Annotated in this window: 26 protein-coding genes and 1 riboswitch; of the genes, 2 read left to right on the top strand and 24 right to left on the bottom strand. The window is 34.9% G+C overall.

The features are described 5' to 3' along the window. Positions 1-6 precede the first annotated feature (6 nt). The 6 genes from EG359_RS11635 to EG359_RS11610 form a co-directional block, all read right to left on the bottom strand. Positions 7-1,791: a M43 family zinc metalloprotease gene (locus EG359_RS11635; protein WP_076354880.1), complete on the bottom strand. Its 1,785-nt coding sequence runs from the start codon at positions 1,789-1,791 to the stop codon at positions 7-9. Between the two features lie 58 nt (positions 1,792-1,849). Next, positions 1,850-2,467 carry a class I SAM-dependent methyltransferase gene (locus tag EG359_RS11630; protein WP_076354878.1) on the bottom strand — a complete coding sequence of 206 codons (618 nt, stop codon included), beginning with the start codon at positions 2,465-2,467 and terminating at the stop codon, positions 1,850-1,852. Beyond that, positions 2,464-3,054 (bottom strand): hypothetical protein, encoded by a 591-nt coding sequence (locus tag EG359_RS11625; protein ID WP_076354876.1) that lies wholly within the window; start codon positions 3,052-3,054, stop codon positions 2,464-2,466. Before EG359_RS11625 ends, EG359_RS11630 begins: the two co-directional genes overlap by 4 nt. Continuing rightward, positions 3,044-3,514, bottom strand: coding sequence for an RNA polymerase sigma factor (locus tag EG359_RS11620; protein ID WP_076354874.1), 471 nt, complete (start codon positions 3,512-3,514; stop codon positions 3,044-3,046). The genes EG359_RS11625 and EG359_RS11620 overlap by 11 nt, the downstream gene beginning before the upstream one ends. Continuing rightward, a complete protein-coding gene (locus EG359_RS11615; protein WP_076354872.1) occupies positions 3,514-4,365 on the bottom strand; it encodes an alpha/beta fold hydrolase in 852 nt (283 codons plus the stop codon). Before EG359_RS11615 ends, EG359_RS11620 begins: the two co-directional genes overlap by 1 nt. 202 nt (positions 4,366-4,567) lie before the next feature. Continuing rightward, positions 4,568-5,242 (bottom strand): DUF4919 domain-containing protein, encoded by a 675-nt coding sequence (locus EG359_RS11610; protein ID WP_076354870.1) that lies wholly within the window; start codon positions 5,240-5,242, stop codon positions 4,568-4,570. A 225-nt stretch (positions 5,243-5,467) separates the two neighbouring features. Between EG359_RS11610 and EG359_RS11605 the strand changes: the two genes are divergently transcribed. Then, complete coding sequence (locus EG359_RS11605) at positions 5,468-5,683, top strand: hypothetical protein (RefSeq protein ID WP_047494121.1); 216 nt, start codon at positions 5,468-5,470, stop codon at positions 5,681-5,683. Between the two features lie 57 nt (positions 5,684-5,740). Here EG359_RS11605 and EG359_RS11600 read toward each other — a convergent pair whose 3' ends face one another. Beyond that, positions 5,741-7,033 (bottom strand): MFS transporter, encoded by a 1,293-nt coding sequence (locus EG359_RS11600; protein WP_076354868.1) that lies wholly within the window; start codon positions 7,031-7,033, stop codon positions 5,741-5,743. Positions 7,034-7,142: 109 nt separating this feature from the next. Beyond that, positions 7,143-7,895, bottom strand: coding sequence for a DUF3575 domain-containing protein (locus EG359_RS11595; protein ID WP_076355272.1), 753 nt, complete (start codon positions 7,893-7,895; stop codon positions 7,143-7,145). Positions 7,896-8,061: 166 nt separating this feature from the next. On the opposite strand from EG359_RS11595, the gene EG359_RS11590 reads away from it, so the two are divergent. Next, complete coding sequence (locus EG359_RS11590) at positions 8,062-10,146, top strand: TonB-dependent receptor domain-containing protein (protein ID WP_076354866.1); 2,085 nt, start codon at positions 8,062-8,064, stop codon at positions 10,144-10,146. A gap of 75 nt (positions 10,147-10,221) precedes the next feature. On the opposite strand, the gene ribB is transcribed toward EG359_RS11590, so the two are convergent. From ribB to EG359_RS11510, 16 genes are all read right to left on the bottom strand, one after another. Continuing rightward, positions 10,222-10,869: a 3,4-dihydroxy-2-butanone-4-phosphate synthase gene (gene ribB / locus EG359_RS11585; protein ID WP_076354864.1), complete on the bottom strand. Its 648-nt coding sequence runs from the start codon at positions 10,867-10,869 to the stop codon at positions 10,222-10,224. Between the two features lie 92 nt (positions 10,870-10,961). Beyond that, a riboswitch (FMN riboswitch) is annotated at positions 10,962-11,087 on the bottom strand. A 197-nt stretch (positions 11,088-11,284) separates the two neighbouring features. Next, entirely contained in the window at positions 11,285-11,773 is a 489-nt protein-coding gene (locus EG359_RS11580; protein WP_076354862.1) for a GDYXXLXY domain-containing protein, read from the bottom strand. After that, entirely contained in the window at positions 11,760-12,827 is a 1,068-nt protein-coding gene (locus tag EG359_RS11575; protein ID WP_076354860.1) for a DUF4401 domain-containing protein, read from the bottom strand. The genes EG359_RS11580 and EG359_RS11575 overlap by 14 nt, the downstream gene beginning before the upstream one ends. Next, entirely contained in the window at positions 12,817-13,773 is a 957-nt protein-coding gene (locus tag EG359_RS11570; protein WP_076354858.1) for a DUF2157 domain-containing protein, read from the bottom strand. The genes EG359_RS11575 and EG359_RS11570 overlap by 11 nt, the downstream gene beginning before the upstream one ends. Before the next feature lie 163 nt (positions 13,774-13,936). Then, positions 13,937-14,683 carry a CHM subclass B1 metallo-beta-lactamase CJO-1 gene (gene blaCHM, locus EG359_RS11565; RefSeq protein WP_076355270.1) on the bottom strand — a complete coding sequence of 249 codons (747 nt, stop codon included), beginning with the start codon at positions 14,681-14,683 and terminating at the stop codon, positions 13,937-13,939. Positions 14,684-15,040: 357 nt separating this feature from the next. Beyond that, positions 15,041-15,454: an NAD(+)--rifampin ADP-ribosyltransferase gene (arr, locus tag EG359_RS11560; protein WP_076354856.1), complete on the bottom strand. Its 414-nt coding sequence runs from the start codon at positions 15,452-15,454 to the stop codon at positions 15,041-15,043. Positions 15,455-15,497: 43 nt separating this feature from the next. Beyond that, a complete protein-coding gene (locus EG359_RS11555) occupies positions 15,498-16,001 on the bottom strand; it encodes a DinB family protein (RefSeq protein WP_076354854.1) in 504 nt (167 codons plus the stop codon). Between the two features lie 31 nt (positions 16,002-16,032). Beyond that, positions 16,033-16,416: a 5-carboxymethyl-2-hydroxymuconate Delta-isomerase gene (locus EG359_RS11550; RefSeq protein WP_076354852.1), complete on the bottom strand. Its 384-nt coding sequence runs from the start codon at positions 16,414-16,416 to the stop codon at positions 16,033-16,035. An 11-nt stretch (positions 16,417-16,427) separates the two neighbouring features. Then, positions 16,428-16,880, bottom strand: coding sequence for a nuclear transport factor 2 family protein (locus tag EG359_RS11545; protein WP_076354850.1), 453 nt, complete (start codon positions 16,878-16,880; stop codon positions 16,428-16,430). Between the two features lie 575 nt (positions 16,881-17,455). Next, positions 17,456-17,995: a dihydrofolate reductase family protein gene (locus tag EG359_RS11540; protein WP_076354848.1), complete on the bottom strand. Its 540-nt coding sequence runs from the start codon at positions 17,993-17,995 to the stop codon at positions 17,456-17,458. A gap of 77 nt (positions 17,996-18,072) precedes the next feature. Then, on the bottom strand, positions 18,073-18,792 hold the full coding sequence (locus EG359_RS11535; protein ID WP_076354846.1) for a phosphodiester glycosidase family protein: 720 nt from the start codon (positions 18,790-18,792) through the stop codon (positions 18,073-18,075). A 15-nt stretch (positions 18,793-18,807) separates the two neighbouring features. After that, on the bottom strand, positions 18,808-19,749 hold the full coding sequence (locus EG359_RS22760; protein ID WP_076354844.1) for a DUF6985 domain-containing protein: 942 nt from the start codon (positions 19,747-19,749) through the stop codon (positions 18,808-18,810). Positions 19,750-19,757: 8 nt separating this feature from the next. Continuing rightward, a complete protein-coding gene (locus EG359_RS11525) occupies positions 19,758-20,423 on the bottom strand; it encodes a hypothetical protein (RefSeq protein ID WP_076354842.1) in 666 nt (221 codons plus the stop codon). A 15-nt stretch (positions 20,424-20,438) separates the two neighbouring features. After that, positions 20,439-20,717: a hypothetical protein gene (locus tag EG359_RS11520; protein WP_076354840.1), complete on the bottom strand. Its 279-nt coding sequence runs from the start codon at positions 20,715-20,717 to the stop codon at positions 20,439-20,441. Positions 20,718-20,760: 43 nt separating this feature from the next. Next, the gene (locus tag EG359_RS11515; RefSeq protein WP_076354838.1) at positions 20,761-21,186 is read right to left on the bottom strand and encodes a DUF1801 domain-containing protein; all 426 of its coding nucleotides are present in this window, start codon (positions 21,184-21,186) and stop codon (positions 20,761-20,763) included. Between the two features lie 22 nt (positions 21,187-21,208). Further along, positions 21,209-22,579: a hypothetical protein gene (locus EG359_RS11510; protein ID WP_076354836.1), complete on the bottom strand. Its 1,371-nt coding sequence runs from the start codon at positions 22,577-22,579 to the stop codon at positions 21,209-21,211. Positions 22,580-22,645: the final 66 nt, after the last annotated feature.

Genomic DNA, 22,645 nt, shown 5'->3' with positions numbered 1-22,645 from the left:
AAGTTGTTAGAATTTTAATTTTTGGGTAATTGTTTTCCCGTCTTTTAAAACAATGGCAACCGTTAAGATTGTATTTTTCTGATCTATCGGAACTCTCAATTCTGAGGTATTGATATCTGTCTTATGAGTAAGTAATCTTCCCGAGGCATCGTAGATATGCAATGTTGAGATTTTAGAATCACTTTTTACATACACAGAACTTTCATCTTTAGTAATGAACGAATTCTCTTTTTGTAAACCATTTTGTACAGATAATGAAGTCTGAGGTTCAATAATTACAGAGTAATCTTCTACCTGTCCATACTTTGGTGTGTAGCAGGCCGTAATGGCTGTTCCGTTATAATCTCCGATCACTCTCATTCTTAAAGGTGTATTGGTTACAGCACCCGGTGGAGGAGTGACAGAAGCTGTGGCCAATGCCCCATTACTTATCCCACTTTGATTAAGTATCAATTCTGTAGATTCATTAAATTGTCCATCATTATTATAATCAATGTATGCTTTTATAATATGCGAATTGCTTGTTCCGGGAGCTACAGTAATGGTAGTTGCTGTGTTTTGGGGAATCGTAGTTTTTGAATAACCAAAACAGTAGTTGCCTGTAAAATTTTCATAAAAATTATTAGAAGCTTGTTTATAATTATTGGAAGAATTATTGATGTTGCCAAATTTTACATAGGTAATACCAATATTAAATCCTCCAGGATTGGTTATGGATGTTGGTGTACATGCATTGGTAAGAGATGCATTGTTGTTGATGGCTGTTGCTGAGGCTACAGGAGAATTGATCAAAGATTGTCTGTACTGAAGAAGCTGTGCCGTCGCTCTGTCTGCTTGCCCCTGTGTGAATAAATCTCTGAAGCAGTAGGTGTAGGCCATTACATTTCTTTCTCCACCTGCATAAGTTTGATTTGTACAGGGATTAATCTGTCCTGCCTGGCAAGTGTGAGGAACGGAGGAGTGGTAAAGGCTTTTCATAGGCTCTGTATCACAAACAAGATCTCCATCCATTGTGCAATCATTGTTTACAGGGCAGGCACCAGAGGTGGTATTATATCCTTCATGGGTATGTCTAAGTCCCAAAGCATGGCCAAATTCATGGGCGAGGGTCTGTGCATTTACCGTTGAAGCACTGGTAGACATAAAAGAATAATCATTGCTTCCTCCCGGATAGTAAGCATAGCCGTTCAGAGCTCCTGAATTGGAGGTTAGCTTTTTGACAACATAAATATTATAATATTTGCTGGTATCCCATAATCCTAAGGATGTAATATCTGTTGCAGGCACAGCGTTGGTCGTATTATCATCATTTACCCCTCCGCTTACATATTTTAGAAGATGAGACGCATCAATCCTGTTGATTCCATTGGTAGCATTACAGCTGGGATTTATTTTAGCAAAAACAAATTTTACAGGTAGAATAGAGCTTGTAGAAGACATTCCACTGGATGAACTTCCTGCAAAAACACCGTTGGTGTAATTAACCCATGAAATAATATCCGCATCAGATCTATTATTAACGGTTCCTATAGCACTTCCATCACCTACAACATGTACAACAATCGGAATCTCATAGACCTGATTTTGATTGAGTCTTGAGGCCAGTTTTCCACTTTTGATCATTTTGGATAGTTCCAGATTAAAAGTATCGTCCTGAACTTTTTGTTCCGGGAATCTGGCATAATGTTTTTTCATTAATTCATCAGTTCCGCATGCCTCAAGTTCTACCTTCTGTGAATAAAAATTTGATGACAAAGCACCAGTAATGCAAAGAAATAATAGTTTTTTCATAGTTTTTATATTAATGTTTTTTGTTTATTAAAGATAATTCAAAAATACTATAAAATGACTAATGCTTCTTAAAGGTGCAAAAAACAAAATTTTGAGTGGTTCCGAAAGGAGTCATATGATCTTCAGTAATGCAGTTTATTTTTTCAAATTCTGTTTCAAATTTTTCAGACAATGATATTTCGTCATACTGCTGAATATCCAGTCCGCTGCACTTTGTAGGTCCGTTTTTAGAAAATGTTCCTAAAACCATAAAACCCGTTATGTTTTTTTCTGCAATACTTATATATTTTGAAACCTGCTCACGGGTAATCAGAAAATGAAAAGCAGCCCTGTCATGCCAGATATCATAGGTTTCCGTTGGCTCAAATGCTGTGATATCTGTAGCAATCCATTTGATTTTATTGGCTGAACTTCCAAGTCTTTCCTTTGCTTTTTCCAATGCTTTGGCAGAAATATCCAAGACAGTGATATTTTCATAGCCTTCTTCAAGCAGATAATCAACCAAATTGCTGTCTCCACCGCCAATATCTATAATTTTTGCCTCTTTACCCAATCCAAAAGAACGGATAAGTTCAAGAGAAGTTTGAGGTTTTTTCTGAGTCCAGCTTACCTGTTCAGCATTCTTGGTTTCATATACATTTTCCCAGTGGTTTTTATTTTCGGAAGAGCTTATCATTCTTTTAACTGATTATTGATTTCTTCAAATTTATCAATTAATTCGTCAATTTTTAATTGTTGTTTTCTGATTGTTTTCGGTCTCAGGTAAAACCAATTGATTCCTATCCAGATAAATGTTAATCCATAAGCCAGTATTCCGTACATGAGTGTCATTCTTGAGGCATATTCATACATATATAAACAGATTCCAAGAAACAGCATGATGAAATATAAATTGAGCATGGTGGTTTGCATAAACTTCTGTTTATTCTTCACCAGATAAAGGTTTTGAAGATAATCGCTATTGGATTGGGTATCGTCAATCTTATAAAAGAGCATGAATAGTTTATTGTAGGCCAATAAGAAAATAACCATTGCGAGAATAACAAGTATAATCCCAATTTTGGTTGTAACTAGCTGAGGTTGATAATGATACCAGATGAATGTTATACTCAGAGATGTTGCAATCAGTAAAAGATTGGTTAGGATAAGCTTGCGCAGGTTTTCATTCTTAAATTTTTTCAGCTTGCCCAGAAGTTCTTCAATATTGGGCTTATTGGAAGTCTGTTGCTTCCAGATGTTTTTGAAATCTATATTAGTATCCATTTTCTTTAAACTTTTGTGTTAATTTTTCTTTTATCCTGTGGATCTTTACCCGTATGTTGGATTCCGAAAGTCCTACGATATTTGCTATTTCAGCTTGCTTTACCTCTTCCAGTTCCAGAGAGATGATAATCCTGTCCGTTTCCTGCAGTTCAGAAATAAATTGGTAAAGCATTTGTATCTGAGGTTCCATTGATTCCTGCTTCTTCTCTTCCAGATTGATGGGAAGATCTGTTTTAGCGAATCTTTTTTCCTTTTCAATTTGTCGGAGGCAATTGTTGGAAGCAATCCTGAAGATCCATGTTCCAACGCTGGATTCATTCCTGAATTTCGGAAGCTGTTGCCATACAATGATAAAGGTTTCCTGAGCAAGATCCTGAGCCAATTCAGTATCATTTACATATCCCATGCACAAACGGAATATTTTCTGCCAGTAGAGTTCGTATATATCCTCAAATGCCATTATTTCGCGGATAAGAAATTATTTAACTGGTTAAAATACCATTCCTTGTCATCATACATAATGAAATGTAATCCTTTTGTGGAATATTGAAGATTGGCATTTTTAAGATTTTTATACTGAGCTTCAATGGATGGCTTCAAAGAAACAAAGTAGGCTTCAAGCAGAATAAGGGAGGGACATTGGATATTTTTTATTGTTTCTCTAAGGTCTGTATTAGAGAAATCACAGAACATTTTCGCAAAAGTTTTTCTGTCAGACCTCATGCTCCAGTCAATCACGGTGTCCTGCATAGAAGTATCTGCCAGAAGACGTGGAATAGACTGATTCTGCATTTTTTTGAATTGCTCATCCGGCATTGCTGTAAAAGTACTCATCATTGCCGAGCAGTCATTATTTTCCTTGGAAGTAAAAGCAGGATTAGAAATAGCAGCCAGGCAAGGTAAAGTATCTACAATAACAATCTTACCCACAAGTTCCGGATAATCTGCTGCAATGGCTAAAGCAAGGCCACCACCCATACTGTGTCCAATAATAACAGGCTTTTGAATTTTATGATCTTTTATATAAGCTGCAATTCCTTTTTCCCAGTCTTTAAAGGTAGGGTTCGCCTCGGGTTTTGCTCCTGCAAATCCTGCCATCGTTAAGGTATAGCAAGTGAAGTCTTTCTCAAACTTAGCCGTTGTTTCATTCCATACATCTCCTGAAGAAGCAAATCCCGGAATAAATAGTAAAGACTGTTTTCCTTTTCCTGTTTTCTTTACTTCAAACGGATATGTTTTTTCCTGGCCAAAAATATTGCTTACAGCAGCAAAAAATAACATGATGATAAGAAGGAACGTGAATTTTTTCATGATTTCTAAGGTTTTAAAGTTTATTTGTCTTTTAGAGACGAACCTTTAAAAAATGTTACACTAAGGTTTATTCTTTTTTGATAAAAAATATTTTTACTTCTTAGAAACCCTTATTGTTAGGGCAAAATCACATGATATTTATTTTTGTAAAAATTGATAATTTTTATTTTAAGGGATAAAATGATATAAAAAACGAAGACTATTAATCTAATATTCTTCCATAGAATCTACTGATGTCAAAATAAAATCCCGGGATTTTATATTTGCCTTTTTCGAATTCCTGATAATCACATTTTCCGATGTGGCTTTGTGCTTTGGTCTCCATTTGAAACCTGTTTAAAAGTACATACTCATCTGTAACGGAAATGACATGAAAGCCGGTTTCGCACTTCATACCATCACCGGAAGTAAGAATAGCGTTTAATAATCCATGAAAATTTCCGGCAATTTTCTCTGCTGTAACATCATCATTATTTAAATGATATAAATAAGCAAGATAGTTCATAGCCCGTAGATCCAGTGGATTTTCTTCCAAAGCATCAAGAAACAACTGGATTCCTTTAGACAGATCTTTTTGCGAAATACCCTCCCCGCGATAGTATTTGGCAACCTCCTCGGCCTTCTTGCCAATTTTATACGGCTGATACCCTTTCTGGAAAGTATAGCCAAAGTAAAGATGACGGTATTGATTGCCTGTAAGAAGAGTATCGTTCTGTTGTAATCGTTTTAAAAGTTTCGGATAATAATATTCTGAATTTTTATCCTCGATATTTTTTTGAATCAATAAATAATCTGGTGCCTTAAATTCTATTTTTTGGGCATGAAAGAAAGCAAGCAGAAATAAAAGGAATAAAGAGAAAAATGCTTTAATATTCATGGTTTGTATAGCGTTGTTACAATTTTTCGACAGTTTAAAAATACGGAATATGTATTAATCAAATAATATTGACTGACTATTTGTAAAAAAAATAATAAAATATTATCAAAGTGTTACTTTGTGTTAATAAATTTACTAACTTTATTCGGAATTTGAGACACTACCCCTAGTGTTGGGAGGGTGCCCAATGTGAATAGTAGTTTTTAATTAAATCCCAAAATATAAATGAGTAGTAGCATCCAAGATGAATTTAAAGTCTTTAAAGACGAATTGAAGAAGTTGAATATCGAAGTACAGAAAGTTGTAAAAGTAGGAAATGGAAGTATGGATTTCCATGAGGTTTTCTACAAATCTCCAAGGTATGAAGAGGTAAAAAGTGTGTATGTCCAGCGTCATAATCTGGACAGTATGATAGAAAAATTTAAACAAGCTTATCATTAAAAATACAACGAGCGCCACAGATTTTCTGTAGCGCTCGTTTTTTATATAGTTAATGGCTTAATCCTTATCCAATGTGGAGGTCTTTTTTGTGTCTTTCATTCCCATATATACCACAAGGGAAAATAAGATACAACCTGTAATGTACCAATAGAAATATTCTTCAGAACCAATTTTTTTAAACCAAAGAGCAATATATTCTGCCGTTCCTCCAAAAACAGCCACCGTAATGGCATAGGGAAGTCCTACCCCCAAAGCGCGGATCTCGGACGGAAAAAGTTCTGCCTTTACCACAGCATTGATGGAAGTGTAGCCGCTTACAATGATTAATGCCGCCATGATAAGGAAAAAAGCACTCCACATTGAGGTTGTAGTACTTAATGCAGTCAAAAGCGGAACCGTACATAAAGTTCCCAGAATACCAAAGCCCAAAAGGAGCGGGCGTCTTCCGATTTTATCAGATAATCCTCCAAAAACAGGCTGAAGACAAGCGAATATGAATAAAGATATAAATGAAATTAATGTAGATTCTTCCTTGGTAAGATGAACAGTATTAACCAAAAATTTCTGCATGTAAGTGGTATAGGTGTAAAAGGCAAGAGTACCACCCAGGGTTAGCCCAACAACAGTAAGTAAAGCTCTTGGGTGCTTCAGAAGTTCTTTTACCGTTCCTTTTTTCTCGTCACTGACTTTTTTCTTGTTCTCAAAGGCTTCTGTCTCATGAAGATTGGCTCTAAGATATAATGCAATAATAGAAAGCATTGCTCCAATCACAAAAGGAATTCTCCATCCCCAATCTTCAAGCTGAGCTTCAGTCAACAATAGTTTTTGTAAAATAAGCTGAATTCCCAAAGCAATAAGCTGTCCACCAATTAATGTTACATACTGAAAGCTTGAGTAGAATCCTCTTCTGTCCTGAGTAGCCATCTCGCTGAGGTAAGTGGCTGAAACTCCATATTCACCACCTACGCTCAATCCCTGAAGTAATCTGGCAAGCAGTAATAATGCCGGTGCCAAAATCCCTATTGATTTATAGGTGGGCGTAAGGGCAATAAGCAACGAGCCGAAAGACATCAACAATACGGAAAGCGTCATCGCTCTTTTTCTTCCAATTTTATCGGCAATACTCCCAAACATCCATCCGCCAATGGGTCTCATAAGAAAGCCGACTGCAAATATACCCGCGGTATTCATGAGTTGTGCATTGAGGTCTGAATCCGGAAAAAAAGAGTTAGAAAAATAAATTGCAAAGGCTGCATAGGCATACCAGTCATACCATTCTACAAGATTTCCGATGGATCCGCCTATGATGGCTTTGATTCTTTGGCTGGTGGTAATGGAGGATGAATTCATATTTATTATTTTTCGGAAAAATCTGTAATAATGGCATCTAAAATACAACTTTTAGAAAAAAATAAACCACTCTGAAAAAGAACGGTTTAATATTATAAGGTTGTAATTTTTAAAATCTATATCCAATGGAAAGCCCGCTTCTAAAACCAGCCCATGGCCCGTCTACTTTTATTTTGGCACCATTGGCATTGGTTTCCACGGTATATTTTACAAATGGAATATCAAGATTTTCTATTTCTTTTTTGAGTTGTGACTGCATGTCGGGAGTCAAAACGTAGTCGCTGGTCATTGTAAAATCACCTTTTCCACTTCCGTAGTGAGCACCGGCAATCCAGAAATCCAGGACAAGGTTTTGGTTTTTGGTAAGAAAGAATTGTACCCCTACCATTAGACCACCACTGTTTCCATTGGTATTTCCCTGGCCTTTAAGAGGAATTTGATAGGTAACATTCCCAGGACCATTGTAGTCGTAATAAAAATCAAAAGTATTGGAAGATACATCAGAATATCGATAATAAGGTGCAAAATAAAATCCTTTTCCATATCCTTTTCCAATGTAAAATCTTGGTTCTATCGTAAAATTGGTGGCTTTTACTTTGAGGTTTTGAAATCTTTTTTCATCCTCATCTTTCAAAAAAGCATTGATGAAAGGCACTTTTCCCTCAGGCATTGTTCCGAAGCCTACATTTACCGAAAACCACTGGTTGATCGCTCTTTCATAGGTGAGATTAATATTTCGGAACGCATAAGCGGTAACATTGGTCTTAATGATATTCATTTTCTCTGCCGAACTATTTTCAATTTCCTGCGCACCCATTGCAGAAAACAATAAAAATGGAGTGAGTGTGACTAATTTTTTCATAGCATTATATTTTGTGATGTTAAAAGATATCAGCAAAAAGCGAGATGAATTTAACATAATAATTTGAATTTTGATAAAAATATTTGAATTTTTTTAAATGTCAGAAAGAGTAAATGTAATATACATCAGTAATTGATTGTCCTAAAAGTATAATTCCATTTCTGATATGAAAAAAATGATATATACCATATGCTTTCTTTGTGGAACATTCATATTTGCGCAGGAAAAGAAAAATGACTCTACTGATACTTTAGCAACAAAGGAAATTCAGGAGGTTATTTTAAAGTCACAAAGAAAAAAACAGTTTGCGGATAAAGCGGTTTATACCTTTGATAAAGAAGCTTTGGAAAGAGCACGCTATGCAAAAGATTTACTTCGTACACTTCCAGAGCTACAATTGGATCCTGTTTCAAATACGATTACCAGCACAAAGGGAGGAACTACATTATTTTTAATCAATGGAGTTGAAGCTACAGATTTGCAAGTTCGAAGTGTGGCACCCAGTGAAGTGGTGAAAGTTGAGTATTATGATATTCCACCGGCGCGATGGGCAACGAGGGTAGATACGGTAATTAATATTCTGACAAAATCTACGGAAACAGGGTATGTTTTCGGGGCTGATGTATTTTCTGCTTTAGATACAGGGTTTGTTAATGGCTCTGCCTATGCCAATTATACCAAAGGAAAAAATAACTTCGGATTAGAATATTCCCTAAACCTTAGAGACTATAATGACAGACGCGTAAATAGTATTTATGATTATCAGTTGAATGGAAATCATTACCGTTCGGATGAGAACAGGAAAGATCATTTTGGTTATACTTTTCAGAATATAGCGCTACGATATACCAGGCTTGTTCCGGATGATTATGCTTTTCAGGCAAAATTAAACATGGATATTTTCAGCAGATTTTCAAAAGGGGTTGGACAAAGTGTTTTCACGGAAGATAATCTTAGTGAATCGCATGCTATGTTTAAAAATAATGGTTCAGATTATGTGATCCCAAAATTGGACTTGTATTATTCTAAAAAGATTGGTGAGAAAGATGAGCTAAGCATTAATGTAGTGGGATCTCATTACACTACTAATACTTCAGAAACCGCTAAAGAATGGATTGTATCATCCGGGCTTTCAGTATATGATAATGATATGATGCTGAAAGCAAAGCAAACGAGTGTGGTTGGGGAACTTGCTCATGTTCATGATTTTAAGAGTGGGAGATTATCATCAGGGTATCGTATTTCAAGATCTTCTATTTCTAATGATCTGAATAATCTGACAGGGTATTCCCAATATAGCGTTACTTATTTGGAGCAATATTTTTATACAGAGTTTTCAGGGAAAATAAATCAATTCAGTTATCGTGTTGGAGCTGGGCTTACCAATATCCATAATAAGAGTGCTGAAAATATTTTTGATGAATGGAGCTTTACTCCCAAAGTTGTTTTAGGGTATCAGTTGAAAAATAATCAGAGCATTCGTTTCACGGGAAGCTACAGTCCGATAAGTCCTTTAAGTAATGCGTTAAGCAGTAATGTAGTACAGTTGGCTCCTAATATTGTACAAAGAGGAAATCCTTTTCTGAAATCACAACAGATGTTTTCTAATAATCTGACTTATTCTTTTAATAATAAGTATTTTGATTTCAATGCTGCTTTATTTTACCGCTATACAGATCGGGTAATCAACCAATATTATGTTCAGGATAATGAATTGGGAGGTTACGCGTTGACTTATGAGAACGGAAAAAGCGGACAAAGGTATGGAGTACAGCTTACAGGATCTTATAAGCCCTTTGGAAATAGTCTGCTTGTCATAAAAGCAGTATTGGTTCCTACTTCTGAAACGGTAAGAACAAGTAAGGGGGCATTAATCAAGAATGATTATCTGGGGAATTATTTTGTGCTGTCTTCAGAATATAAGGCTTTTTCTCTTCAGTATCAGTTCAATATTCCAACGTATAGCCTTAATGGAGCATTTCTCAATACCAATGAGAATCAGAATAATATTTTTGTAAGCTATAAAAATAAAAACTGGACGCTTTCCACCGGAATGTACTGGATGGGGATGCCTTCTGAATATAAAACGAAGAGTTTACCGGAAAGCTTGGTAGATTATAAGGTTCATACTCAAATCATGAATAATAAATCAATGTTTGTATTGGGGATAAGCTATGATTTTTCAAAAGGAAAGAAAACTGAAATTCAGAGAAAATTAAATAATGAAACAGCACCAGCTGCTACTTTTTAAATTAATAGATTTTATATTGAAAAAACAGCCGTCCGAAGTTATTGGACGGCTGTTCTGTGCATTAAATATATACGTTTAGTTGCTCATGATCATTTTGCGGTAAGCATGAATGTCTTCAATGGTAACGACACTCATTCCTTTCTTGATGGCAAAATCTACAATTTCCGGAAGTCTTGCCATGGAGCCATCCTCATTGGTTAGCTCACAAAGTACGGCATCATCACCAAGATTTGCCATTTTTACAAGATCTACACTCCCCTCAGTATGTCCACGTCTTTCAAAGACTCCGCCTTTTTTGGCGATCAAAGGGAAAACATGTCCAGGGCTGGCAATATGCTCTGCCTGAGCATTGGCTGCTATTGCTGTTCTGATGGTTGTTACACGATCTTTTGCTGAAACACCGGATTCCACTCCTTCTTTAGCTTCAATCGTAATGGTAAATGCTGTTTGATTTTTTGAATTGTTGTTTTCCACCATTGGACGCAGGTTGAGGTGCTTACTTTTTTCCTCGGAAATACATAAACAAACGATGCCACTGCATTCGCGGATCAAAAGTGCCATGTCCTTTTCTGTAATAGTGGATGCGGGAAAGATGATATCGCCTTCGTTTTCACGATTTTCATCATCTACTAAAAGAATGCCTTTTCCCTGTTGTAATGTTGAAAGTGCTTTTTCTACACGTTCTTTGGAGGTAGCTCCGAATTGTTCTAATAATTTTTCCATGTTATTTTACTTTTAAAAGTTAAAATAGTCTTCGGTACATGGAAATGAAATACGTCACAACAAGAATCCGTAAGGACTCTTACTGTTCGTTTCATTTTCTTCTCCCATCCAGACTTTAACTGTCGGTTTTGGAATTTCACCAAATCAGTCCTTTCAAAAGAAAGGAGTCGCGGACTGTAACCGCCGGTAGGGAATTTCACCCTGCCCCGAAGAAAACTTATACTAAGTTTTGCTGTATGTTTTAATTTAAATTTTTATTTCATTGAATAAATTTAATGCACAGGCCGCTAATTTCGGGAAGTTTTTTGATATGAAGAAGATTCTTTGATTTTTTTATCAATGAATATAAAAACCTCTGCTATTGTTTTGTATTCAATCAATAGCAGAGGTTTATAATTTTGTAAAAGGGATTGCTTTATTTAATTTGTTTTAATTGCTCGTCATAGAGCCCTACTAATAAACTGTTTCCATTTTTATCAGTTCTTATTCCTCCGTAAGCTGCTTTTTCATATTTTTCTGCATGCCCCTCCTGAAAAAAGAAAGATTCTGCCCCAATATTAATGCTCCATTGGTTGGGTGAAGTATACTTGATCAGATGCTCTCCTGCTTTCAGGGGTGTTGGATCTTTTTGAAATCTTACGGCCTGGGCAATTCCTTTTGTATCAAGCGTTACAACACAATAGCCACGTTTGGGAATCTTTTCGGCATCTATATTTCTTGAAATATCATATCTCAGACTCATATAGTCGCCCTGCATCAATGAGCGGGGATCAACGGGAGCCAGTTTTAATAAAACATGTTGTCCATCCTTTAGTAATGTCTCTTTTTCTGCTACCGAATAGTTGAAATATACCAGCAACAGGACCAGATTTAAGAGTATGATAATCCATTTATATTTTTTCATCTGCTGTCAGTTTTTTATGGGTGAAGAAATAAATTGCCAGAAAAATCACTCCGGAGATGAACAGGAGTATTGATTTGGTTAACAATGTAAAATGAAGGTCATAGTAAAACTTTCCAAGAAAGTAGACCAAGGCAATAATGGCTAAAGCAAATCCGGTTCTGTAATTAACAAAAAAGCTTAATAAAATAATAAGAATAGCTCCTGATATAGTAGGCGTTAATAAGGTTGGTGATAGAAGTAAAACAGTAAGAACATAAATAATGCTCTTGTGTGTTGTATTGGTAATATGTAAAGTTTTGAATAAAAGCGTTACCACATAAAGAATAGCCATAACGATAACAACCGAAGAGATGCAGTTGTAAACAACGGGCGCGGGAACAAGAGATTCCAAACTCAGAGATGCAAGTGTAGATAGGAATGAAAATGCCATTCCTGTCCTAACCGGATCATACAATTTGGAGAACGTTCTGTTCTTTGTTATGATTTTTGCTTCCTGTAAAAACAGAAAAGTAGTGGCAATGGCTTGTAATGCGATAATAATATAAGACAGGCTATACATATTATTGTCTGCTGCAAATGCTATAATACATCCGTTAATAATCAATACTGAAATAAAGGAAAGGATATAGCTCTGTACAAAAAATAATGTACATAATGCCAAGATTATAAATACAATATAGATGATATTTTCATCTTTGGAAAGGCCGAAGCCAAGAAGAGCGAACCCTGTAACAAAAAAGGAGACACTCAAGGTATCCATGATTGTTTTTTTTGATAGCCTGCTGATAAAGGCGGATCCTGCAATACAGATCACTCCAAGTAGGGTAAGTCCTATTTGAGAATCGAAGATTTGGGCAATAAAAATAAAGCCTAAAAATGCAAGACAGGCCATTATCCCTCCGAAAATAGATAATATTTTGACGGATAATGGCTGATGGTCAGTGCTTTTTTCCTGATAAGCCGCAATAATGGCTTCTTCATCAAAATGAATTTCTCTACTGTTTGTCGTACGAAGATCATCCAGTAAATTTTTTATATTTTCCTTATTTCTCATTTTTCCATTTTTTTTGAAGGTCCATCAGATTTTTAATAATGAAGGTAATGCTCACAATTACAAAAAGGCAAACCAGGAGAAATACAAATTCATTATCTGCTATACGGAAGAGTAATGAACAAATAATAATAACAATGCTAAGTGGAATAATGGCAAAATAAAAGCTGTTTTTGGTTTTAAAGCCATACCAGATCCCCAAGGCATATACGCCAGCACTCAGTAAGCATAAAAGATATAATGATGTTTCATTTCTATCCATAATTCCTACAGAGATTCCGAAAGTGGATATACTAACGACAGCCAGAGACAGGATGTTAGTAAACCAATTGGGAATATTTACTGCTTTTTTATAGTGAGAAATAAGAAGAGAACCAATCAAAATGACTGTATTGAGTGCAAAAAGCAAGAGGTTTAGATCTATGGTATCCCAGTCTTTTGCTACTTGTTGGGAATATAAAACCAGAGTGGTATTAATTAAAGCCACATAAAGAAGCCATAAAGGAGCAAAATCTGATATGAGTACCCAGAGCGTTATAAAAATAGTCCATGCCAGAAAGAAATCATAGGCATCAGCTCCGGTTTGATAAATCTGCCCAAATACTGCAAATAAAACTCCCACGAGGGCTGAGGCTCCGGTGAGAATAATATTCCGGATGTTGATGTTAATTTTGGGTAGTAAAACCAGTCCAGTTGTTGCGATTACTAATGCTTCTGTTAATCCTAACTTTGCAAATTTTGGTAACTCTGCCCAGTTATAGGCAAAGAAGAAAATAATTCCGGATACCGTAAAGCCAATTCCAAGACTGATAAGAAAAAACCGAAGAAACTTCTGCCAGGCATCTTTACTGCTGTAAACGTTATTTGTAAGAATTTCGGTGATATCTTTTTCGCTCAGATCGCTGTGCCGGTTAAGGATTTGAATGTCTTCTCTTTGTATGTTCTTCATTTAAGTTTTTTTATGGTAGTCTATTTTTTTAGTCTTTAGACAATATTGAGGATAGCTAAAATCATTCCCTCAATAGAAAACTTCTCAGATATTGTATTTTTAAAGAAGTTAATGTGAAAAATGGCTACAGAGCACAAAAATTTCTCTTTTCACAACCATTTTCTTATGGAGTTTTAAATAACTTAATGGTATAATCAAGTAATTTTTTATCTCCATACTCCCCGTGTCCGGGAATTACAATTTTTACATTGGGATACTCTTTTTTTACTTTTTCAACAGTACTGGACCACGCTGAAACATTGGCGTCTCCCAAATATCCCTTGCTGGCTTCTAATTCCTTTAACAAACACCCTCCAAACAAAATATTTTCGCTTGGAAAGTAACCAACAGTATTATCCCTTGTGTGTCCTTCTCCGAAAAACTTTGCAATCACTTCTTCATTACCTACTTTTAAAGTTATGAAATTATTAAAGCTGTTTTTGGGAACCACAAAATTATTTTCCTTTCCAAGCTCAATGGTTTTAGAATATGAATAGGAGGGAATGTTATGATTGTGAAATGCCTGTAGCCCGCCCATACTGTCATCATGAAAATGAGTGGGGATAACAGCGTTGATCTTAGAGTGAAGTGTTCCGGTAATCCATTGTATCAATTCTTCAGAATCTTTGTCATTAGTTGGAGTGTCAAAAACAATTGTTTCGTCGTTGTTTTTAACGATGAGGCCATTGCAGGGAACATTTCCGAAGTCATTGGTTTGTTTAAAAGAAGTGTGGATAAATGAGTTTTCAGAAATTTGGGTAATAATCAGATTCTCGGATTTATAAATTTCCTTTGCCCTGAACTTCTCAGCATGTTGAGAACTACAATTCAAGAGCATAAAAGAAAATAAAATGATGAATATATGCTTCATGGGGAATCTTATTGGTTTGTATTTTTTTATAATCATCATAATGATGGGTTTTCTGTAGAGTAAATTAATAAATTTCAAGAAGTAATCATCATCATAAAAAAGTTATTCACATAATTTATCCACAAATTAAAAATAAGTGTGGATAAGTTATGTGAATTAATTATTTTAATTTAAGATATTATTTATTAGTCTTTTGGTTTTTATTTTTTCTGTCTGTAAAAAGTTATCCACATTTTATTCGTAAGAAAATGTCGGGTGTAGAAAAGTTATCCACACAATATTTTACTTCATAAACAGACTGGGTAAATAAAACCATATACTTATTTTTTATTAAAGACTAGAAATAAGAATTATTAATCAGTCTTCAATAGCTTCAATACCTTGTTTTTTAAGCTCCTCAAGATGATCTTTCATTACTTTTAGTTGTTCCGGAGAATGTCCCTGCCATTCTTTAACTTCCCCGATAACCTTGAAGGGATGTTGTGAACGGTAGGATTTTGTTGGATTGCCCGGGAATTTTTTATCTGTTAAATTAGGATCATCTTCAATTGAACCTGTGGGTTCTACCATGTAAATTCTTTCTTTACCCTCTCCCTGTGCTAGTTCCGCACCCCATGTTGCTGCTTCCAACGTTGCGGTAAGATAAATATATTTTGCTTTTCTCTGTGTTCCGTAGTTGGAACTGAAGCCCACTTCAATGAGGTCGCCAATCTTGAGATCTGCCTTGGTACCGTGGTAATAGATGGTCGTTTCTTCAGAAGTTGTATTCATTGTTTTAAAATTTGAATCAATAGAAAATGGTAAAGGGAATTTTTTATTTCTGATCCTTATAAATATTCCAGAAATTATAATCTGTCATAGGGGCATCCGTTATCCCTACATTTCTTCCCATCGTTACAATCTGTCCTCTATGATAGGTGCCATGAAGAATGACATGCTGGATGTATTCATACTTAGAAAAATCACACTGAAACCATTGAGATTCTATTTTTACATTTTTGATAAGATCTTCCTCAGATAAGTTTTCCACATAATCCACCAGCTTTTGTGAATTACTTTTGATATTTCTAAAAATCTCTTCCTTACCGGTTTCAGCAGTTGTTTTGGCAAAATCGAAGTCGTTGTTTTCAGCAATGTGGCTCCACCAGTATTCCTGTGTCTGCCAAATATGATGCAGGGTTTTTAAAATGGTCGGAAAGCTTGAAATTACTTCCTGATTGAGTTGTTCATCAGATTTTGTGGATAGCCAGTCGATGTATTTATTGACTACCCAATTATTGTACTGAACGGTTTTGTTGATTAATGTTTTTAAGCTCATATTATTACTATTGTGTTGGTTTCAAATAAAGTTAAAGCCCAAAATGACGGTCCTGATTTTTATTTTCAGGATTGACTAGTGCTTTATTGCTGTAAGTTGCAGCTTCAAATTCACTGATATTCACAGATAGAAAGGAAATATCCGGCAATAATTCTGTGAGCCGGATGCTGATCTGCCTAGATAGATTGGCCTTTTGCTCCGTACTACGTCCTTCCATAATATATCCGAAGACATGTATGAAGTTTTTCTTTTGGTCACCCAAACGGTAATATTGGAATGGTTGCAGCCTTACTTTAATGTCATTGATGGCAAATAAACCTGTGAAATTGGCAACTTTGTATACAGCATCCATAATCTCTTCAGGACTATTTTTCAGGAGAATATCTTGTGAACAATCTATGATAAAATGAGGCATGGCAGTTGCTTTTAATTGGTTTGTCGTTGGGTATCATTGTATTGCCAAAGAACATTGACAATCTTCCATGTATCATTCAGCTTCGTAAGATGCATGTAATCAATCCATTCATCAGCGATTAATTTAACTGAAGCTGTTTTCTCAGAAATATCAAGAAATTTGACTTCTTTTCTCGGAGAAGCAGGAAATTTATCCTTGTTTTTATTATAGCTTTCTGCGAGTAAAATCATGGATTCTGCATTGGTTTCGCGGAGATAATCTTTACCTGTGGCTTTATCTTTCCAGAAAGTTCTTTTTACCATTCTGGGGTGTAAAGCACGTTCCATTCTGGATGCGTTTGGGGTATGCTGGGATTCAATATAATCCAGCGCTGCCTGTTTTATAGCCAATGAATCCTGTCGGGACTGGCCTGAAACAAGCTGGTTTATTGAACAGAGAAGAATGGAAATGAAAAAATACTTCATATACAATTTATTAATGATGATCTGTGCTTCCAATGATTTGACTATGGGTAAGATAGCTGATTAGAATACTGTCGAAATTAATAAAAAAGACAATACAAAAAACAACAATTTTTCAGATGTTATTTCAATTTCCAGAAGTCTGAAAAAAAAATGTACTCTGCAAGCAAAAACTATTGATCATCCTGATTTCCACGTTCTAAAATGGTATTAATAAATAAGAAGTTGAAAATATCCTCATCACATTCAAAACCATCACATAAACTATAAAATAAAATCATAAGGTAACTTAAAGCCAATTTTACTTTCTAATTCCAATATTTTTTTTGAGAGGGAGCATTAAGTCTAAATCCATTTTTTGAATTTTTGTTTTCAATATATTGTAATATTTCGTGCATAATGCTAAGGATAGGTCTTTAATTGTAAAGAAGAATTATGAAAATTTTTATTGGATTGATATGAGCTATAAGTAGATATGCCAATAATTAAAATTAAATAATATAGAACTGTAAAGGCTATATTTAAAAATTCAGCGCCATGCTTTTTTTACTTCATCTACTATTTCTCGGTTTTATATTTTATGGATGGTAAATAAGCTGTACAACACCGGATTTGAATACGTTGGTCTTAACGAGCTTTAAATTTAATCTTTCCTTTAGATCTTCAAAAAGAGGCTTCCCCTTCCCTAAGGCTACCGGATGAACGGAAATTCTGTAAACATCAATCAAATTGTTTTGAATAAAGGTTTTGATAAGACTTGCACCTCCATACAGCCAGATATCTTTTCCGCCTTGCTTTTTTATTTCTAAAACTTTTTCTACAAGATCAGAATGAATGAAAATCGTATTTTCATCTTCCCGGTTTTGGCTTGAAAAGACATATTTCTTTTTTGAATGAATGGTTTTCCAGAAGTCATGTTCTTCCGGTTCAGCATTTTCATCGGGACGATAATTTCCCCATGCGTCATAGCTTACTCTTCCATAGAAAATAGTATCAATACCTGAGATGAAGCCCTCAAAATCCATGTCATCATCCATAATGCACCAATCAATTTCTCCATTGGGGCCTTCAATAAATCCGTCTAATGTTGTGGCAAGGTCTAATATTATTTTTTTCATGGTAAGTACTAAGTAATTGAGTGTTAAATAAGAGTTTTAAAGGTAAGAATATTTTAATTTTTAATGATCATCAACCTTTATTTTGGTTCTGTAACTCCTATGATGACTCCGAAATTTCCATCTTTCTGTATCCAGTTTTTCTCAGGAAGATATGCTCTTGAAACATATCCATCCAGATACAGCGCATTTTTGCAGCCCATCTCCTTGAAAAGCTCTGCAAGGCTATAGAAATTGACTTCTTTTTTAGACATAGCAAAAATAATTTCCCCATTTTCCAGAATTCCGACTCCGTTTCTGATATTCAGATTTTTAGAATCTTTTTGAAAGATTGGATTTATCTTTCCATCCATTAGTAACATGGGGCCGGATTGAGTGGCATACTTGATTCCTGTATTTTGAATGTATTTTTTTGTTTCAGAAATTCCCGGCTGATTGTTTTGGTTCACATAAAATACCCCATTAGGCTGAAGATAAAAGTTACCCGAACCCTGCAGAGTATCTATGGATTTCAGGATTTTAAAATCTTCGATATAAAGACCTTTCGGAGATTGATCAGGTTCAAACATTCCGCCGTTCATGGCAAATACAAGCTTTTCATTTTTGGCTTCTACTTCATTTTTTAAGTGATCGATATTTTTCAGAATCTCATTTTTATCATTTTTCCAGTAAAATTTTAAATTCTGTTTTTTTGGATTGACCTGATAGATCACAAACCTGTTTTCATCCTGTATTTTTTCCTTACAACATAGACAAAGTAGGAGTAGGAGGGAGAGGAGATGGTGATATTTTATTTGCATAAATAATCTTCTAGTTTATAGATCTTCTTCAACAGCCCAGCTACTAAAGGCAGTATCTGCACCTCCAATCTCAATTATCCTGTCTTTATGAGTCATTATTCCTAAGCCGTGTTCATCATCCCAAGAACAGGAAAAACTAATCCCAATGTAGGGGTAATTATCCTTAATTATAGATGTGATGTAAAAACAATTGGGAGATAAAAGAGATGCAAAGCCTTGAATATCTTTTAAATCAGGCATGAAATCAACCTTATCTTTTTCGGAATAATCATATATTTTTTGCAGTTCCGGATATTTTTTCAAAAGTTCATTCAGGATATTGTCTAAGATTGTTTTCTGGTTTTCCTGCAAATAATCAAGGCCATTTTGTTGCTCTGGGGTAGGTTCTTCAGCATAATCATCATCTTCATCCAATATTTCATAGCTCAGTTCTTCATCCTTTTCATCGAAAAAAGATTGCCAATATTCTAAGTTGAGTGGAGGGTAGTCAATGGATTCATATTCACGAATTTCACTTTGAGATAAGTCTCTGGGGTTTTCAAGATGTTTATTAAAAAATTCATAGCAGAAAGGAGCACGGGAAAAAATATAATCAGGATTTTCTGCATAACATAAATTAAAATACTCAAGTGCCTTTTCTTCATTGCCACATTCCAGACAGCATTGGCCTGCATAATAATTCCGGATATAAAGAGCATTGTTCTGAGATGCTTTATGGAGATCTGAAATTTCCAGCCATCTCATCATATTGTTGAAATCCTTTTTCCAGATATATTCCTGGATCATTCTGTTAATTATAATATAAGCCGTATAATTATTATACTTTTCATCATCGGCTTCTCTCCATTTTTCTTCAATATAATTAATGACTTCTTCTTTAGTTGTTTTAGAAGTTTTCAACATTGATTTTTCTAGAAATACATTGATTTCTTCAATCGTTTTTTCTGCGTTTGACATTGGTGTTTTTACTTTTTTTCATATTTTTTGATCAGATCATAATCATATGGAATCATGATTGATAAATCTTTGGCTTCCCAGATATCTCCTTCAGAGGGCTGATAAAAATCATAGGAATTAGATAAAAAGTTATCCCCGTCAGGAGCTTCCTGCCAATCTTTTTTATCCCTGTTATACAATAAGATCATACAGCTTACACAGTTGAAATTCCCCTCTGTATTTGGGTTCTCGTAGCATTTTCCAATTTTTATATCCAGTTTTTGATTGATAATGACATCAGTTAAACGTCCCTTTGTCAACCTGATTAAAGCAGCCTGAGCTTCATCATCAGACGGTTTATTTTTGGCCGGAACTAGGTTTTCAAAGTGAGCATTCTGAATTTTTTTTAACTCTTCTTCCTTTGCGCTTGGCGTTAAGAGGTTGACATCATAGGGATGAAAATCTACTACCGGTGCTGCTACATCTGTTTGGTTGGTACTTACGGGGTTCTCGGCCAGTAACTTCTCATTTGTTTCGTAGTTCTTCCAGTCTTCTTTGCTATAAGTTGCATATTGCTGGATTTTGTAAAGAAGATTCTCTCTTTCGTTGAGCCATATAAAGTTGCTGGCTATAAGAAATAATACAATGATTCCCAGTGTGATTCCTATTACCTTAAGTAATTTTTTTACGTTCATAAGTTATTTAGTTTTTTATTGAAGTTGTAATCTTATCCAGTTAAGGATAAAAAGTAAAATAAATATTCCAGCGATGTAGAACTGTACTTTATTGACTTTTTTAGGGCCGAATTTCCAGACACAAATCCTGTCCAATATAATGATTATTATTACAGGAATAAGCCCGAATAGCGCATAAATTCCTGCCAGTCCATCCACCGCAGAAACACTATTGAATGCAACGACGGCAAAGATCAATCCGATAAGAACTGATAATAGACCTAAAATGAAAAATAAGGTAAGTTTTTTTGCCATTGTAATGGATGGAGTATGTTATTGTTAGAAATTAGTTTTAAAATTATGACTTTTGTTCAGTTCTATATCGTATGGCAGCTTCAAGTACCTCAATGTTGATATCTTTCAATGCTTTGAACTTAATACAATATCCGGTCACGCTTGCTTTGCCTATTTTTTCTCCAAAAGTTTTGGATAGATAGGTTTTATCATCAATACCCATAATATAGACCGAGATTCCTGTTGTATTAGCGCTCATTCCGACTTGATAAAACTCTTTGGTTGTTCCATCAGCATAGGAGATGTTGTAAAGCCCATAGCCTATATTGGGATTGGAAACCGTTTTATTTTCACTGTTTTTACCATCCAGAAACCATAATTTACATTCCGGCATAAGTTCCAGAATCATGTGATGCAGTTTTTGCATATCTGCACGTTTGGGTTCAGGCTGGCTGGCAATGTATTCTTGGATTTGTTCCTGGATGCTCATATTTTGTTAATTGGTAAGATTTCTATTTGAAATTTGCAAAAAGAGTTTGAAGACTTGATTTTTGTTGATTAATGATCAGAAGCTGACTTTTATCGTCCAAAAGAATTTTGTACTGGAATTCTTTGTCAGGTGTAAATTTCCATTGCTTTAACTCCTTAAACTGGCTCTTAATTAACTTAAGTGTTTCGTTATTATTTTGTGATACAATAATAATCTTTGTTAAAGGTGTTTTTTTCATTTTTTCAATAGTGAGCATAGAAATTTCAGTCTCGGCTTCCTCGCTTGAACGGGCGGGATACATTTGGCCTATGGTATTAAAATCTTTTTTATTTTCAGACAATATATATCTGTAAGTCATAATGTGGTCTAGCTCATTGATCCACCCAGGGAAATTTTCCTCATAAAGCCTGATATAAGTATCAATAAAATTTTTATCCATAGGTTTCTTCTGAGCAATATATTCTTTTACCATAGGATATATTTTCTTTGCCATCAGATCTATGTATTTGCTGTTATACCAATGATCGGTTTCGGCTTTCCCATTTAAACTCTCATAAACATATCCGTTTCCTAAAGCGGTTGCCAGAGACTCATTCATTAATTGATAAGCATAATTGCTGTGTTTTGATGGATTCTTTTTGAAATTTTGGGCAATATCATTTTTCACCGTCAGAGACTGTTCGTCGTAAAGAATATGATAGGTTTCATGCAGCATAACACTGAACAGATCTTTATAATCTCTTAGGTTCGTTTGAACGGCACTTATAAAATTGTTATAAAAAGCCTGTGCCGTAAAGCCTGTTGAATTGGGCAAAGGATACAATGCAATTTCAAAAGGGATAGTAGGATCCCAGCTTGAATTATAAAAAATCAAACCTGTTTGGAAATAAGATTCCATATTTTTTTCACCGGAATATGTACTCATAGCTTTCAGTTGAGCTTCAAATTTTTCTTTATTCGGAATGTAAATAAGTTCATTATAGATAGGCGTAAATACTGAAATAACTTCAGCGAGGCTATGTATTGTCGCATTAGGAAGAATTCCGATGGAGCGAAGTTTAAAATCACTTAAATTATTGGTCTCAATAAGGTTTTTTTTCAGAATATCTCTCGTCTGCATGGGGATTTTTGAGCCATAAGGATATTCATCAAATGAATAACTGTAGTCGATAGGCAACTTATCAAAGTTTGAAATGAGATCCTTATATTTTTGAGTATTATATTTTGATTGATTGAACTCTGTTTTAAATACGTTTTCCGGATAGTGATCAGAAAGGTTTTGTATAAAAACAAATACGGCTAACTGCTCAGAATATTTAATATTGAAATTAATTTTCTGCCCAAATGCGAAAAAGGACAGTAAAAAAAATAATGCGAAAAATTTTTGTTTCATGGTGTTCGTTGTGTTTTGGTTAATGGCTAATGTTTTTTAGATTGTGTTATTGGCAGGGTTTTATAT

Source organism: Chryseobacterium joostei (assembly GCF_003815775.1).
Lineage (GTDB): Bacteria > Bacteroidota > Bacteroidia > Flavobacteriales > Weeksellaceae > Chryseobacterium > Chryseobacterium joostei.
This window is presented reverse-complemented; position numbering and strand designations above follow the sequence as displayed.